1 protein-coding gene is annotated in these 2,933 nt (G+C 69.9%); it reads right to left on the reverse strand.

Annotation, left to right across the window (positions count from 1 at the left end; translation table 11 throughout):
- The coding region (locus I71_RS01090; protein WP_244433541.1) for a condensation domain-containing protein at positions 1 to 2,902 on the reverse strand (2,902 nt) is incomplete at its 3' end.
- Positions 2,903 to 2,933: the final 31 nt, after the last annotated feature.

Consider the following 2,933-nt stretch of genomic DNA (forward strand, 5'->3'; position numbering starts at 1 on the left):
CCAGGAAGTTCAGCGAACTCTTGCGAAGGAGCGTTCGCCGGCTGGTAGGGATGCGCGCGGTAACCCAGGCATAACGGTTGACTTTGCCGCCATGCAGCCCGACCACCCCCTTCGGCCGGCCGGTCGAACCGGAGGTATAGATGACATAGGCAGGGCTTTCCGGTGTCAGCGGCGCCAGCCGGTCGGCATCGGTGGGGTCGCCCGGTACGGTGGCGGCCAGCATCGCCGCAATCTCCGGCCGGTCGAGCACCAGGCAGGGTGTGTCGGCGGGCAGGCGCTGTGCCGCTTCCGCGGCGGTCAGCACCAGTGCCGGTGCCGCATCCTCCACCATCAGGGCCAGCCGATCGGCGGGATAATCGGGGTCGAGCGGCAGATAGGCTGCCCCCGCCTTCAGCACCCCCAGCACGGCGACCGGCATCGCCACCGAGCGGTGCAGGGCGATGCCGACCAGCGTCTCCGGCCCGATGCCGCGGGCGATCAGGACATGGGCAAGACGGTTGGCCGCGGCATTGAGTGCGGCATAGCTGAGGGTGGTATCCTCGAAGATCAGCGCGGTGGCGTCAGGGGCGCGCCGGACCTGCGCTTCGAACAGGGCGGGCAGCGTGGCCGCCGGCCACGGCTGGCCGGTGGCATTCCAGCCCACCAGGATTTGCTGCCGCTCCGCGGCCGACAGCAGGTCGATCCGTCCGATCGGCTGGTCCGGATCGGCCGCGGCCGTGGCCAGGAAGCCGGCGAAGCGGGCCATCATCCTGTCGACCGTGCCGCGGTCGAACAGGTCCAGGGCATATTCGGCCGTACCGGCGATGCCATCCGGCGTGCCATCGGCCGCCCGCACTTCGCTGAGGCTGAACTGCAGATCGAATTTGGCGGTCGTCAGCCCGACCGGTTCCAGCGCAACCGCCATGCCCTCCAGGTCGAGCCGGACTTCCGGCGTGTTCTGGAAGGCGAGCATGACCTGGAAGAGGGGGTGCCGTGCGAGCGAACGGGCGGGGTTGAGGGCTTCGACCAGCCGCTCGAACGGCAAATCCTGATGGGCGAAGGCGGCGAGATCGGCATCGCGGACCCGTGCGATCAGGTCGAGGAAACGCGGGTTGCCGGATGTATCGGTGCGCAGCACCAGGGTATTGACGAAGAAGCCGACGAGATCGTCGAGCGCGCCATCCATCCGTCCGGCGATGGGGCTGCCGATCGGGATGTCGGTGCCGGCACCGATGCGGGTCAGGAATGCCGCCAGCCCGGCCTGCAGCACCATGAACAGGCTGGCTCCACTGGCCTGGGCCAGTGCCAGCAGGCGGCGGTGCAGCGCGCCATCCAGGCGGAAGGACAGGGTTTCGCCGCGATAGCTGGCGACCGCCGGGCGCGGCCGGTCGGCCGGCAGGTCGAGCTGGTCGGGCAGGCCGGCCAGGGTTGCGGTCCAGTAGGCCAGCTGGCGGGAGATCAGGCTGCCGGGATCGTCCTCGCTACCGAAGAGGTCGCGCTGCCACAGGGTATAATCGGCATACTGCACCGGCAGCGGTGCGAACTCCGGTGCCCGGCCGCGCCGCCGCGCGCGATAGGCCAGTGTCAGGTCGCGGGCCAGCGGCACCATCGACCAGCCATCGGTGGCGATGTGATGCACCATCACCGCCAAGACATGGTCGCGCTCGGCCAGCCTGAACAGGCAAACCCGCAGCGGCGGTTCGCCGGTCAGGTCGAAGCCGCGCGCCGCCGCGCCAACCAGCGCCGCGTGCAGCTCGGTCGGGGCGATGGCTGTTACCGGCAAGGTCAGGCGAGACGCCGATGGCGGCAGGATGTGCTGGCAGGGCACGCCGTTGTCGTCCGGGAAAACCGTGCGCAGGCTTTCATGCCGTTCGACCACCTCGCATAGCGCCGCTTCCAATGCTGCCGGGTCGAGATCGCCCCGCAGCCGCAGGACCAGCGGGATGACATAGGATGGTCCGGCACCGCCCATGCGGTCGATGAACCACAGCCGCTGCTGGGCGAAGGACAGGGGGATGCGCGCCGGCCGGTCGCGCCTGGCCAGCACCGGGCGCACCGGGCCATCGCCATCCATGCGCCGGGCCAGCGCCTCGACCGTCGGCGCTTCGAATAGGCTGCGGATCGACAGTTCGACACCCAGCGTGGCGCGGATGCGCCCGACCAGCCGCATCGCCAGCAGCGAATGGCCGCCGAGGCTGAAGAAGCTGTCGTCGATACCGATCTGCGGCAGGCCGAGTATTTCGGCGAACAGGCCGCACAGCACCGATTCGGCCGGGGTGCGCGGCGTCCGATGGGCCGGATCGGCCGCGGCGGCCGGATCGGGTGCCGGCAGCGCCCGGCGGTCGAGCTTGCCGCTCGGCACCAGCGGCAGCGCAGACAGGCTGACGAAGGCGGCGGGCACCATGTAATCCGGCAGGCTGCCGGCCAGATGGGCGCGTAGCAGCGCGGCATCGGCCTTCCCCGGCTGTTTCGGCACGACATAGGCGACAAGGCGCCGGTCGCCAGGCCGGTCTTCCCGCGCGATGACGGCGGCCTGCGCCACATCGGGATGGCGCGCCAGCACGGTTTCGACCTCGCGCGGTTCGATGCGGAAACCGCGGATCTTCACCTGATGGTCGGACCGGCCAACATAATCGATGGTGCCATCGGCGCGTCGCCGTGCGAGATCGCCGGTGCGGTAGAGGCGCGATCCCGGCGGCCCGAAGGGTGCGGCGACGAACCGTTCGGCCGTCAATCCCGGCCGGTTCAGATAGCCGCGCGCCAGCCCGGCCCCGCCGATATACAGCTCACCCGCAACCCCAGGGGGGACCGGCTGCAACAGGGTATCAAGGACATAGGCCGTGGTGTTGGCGATCGGCATCCCGATCGCGACATCGCCGGGCGTGGCATCGGCGAACAGGCTGTCGGCACTGGCCTCCGACATGCCGTAAAAATTCAGCAGCGTCCCGCCGGGC

It is taken from the genome of Azospirillum sp. B506, from assembly GCF_000333595.1.
Lineage (GTDB): Bacteria > Pseudomonadota > Alphaproteobacteria > Azospirillales > Azospirillaceae > Azospirillum.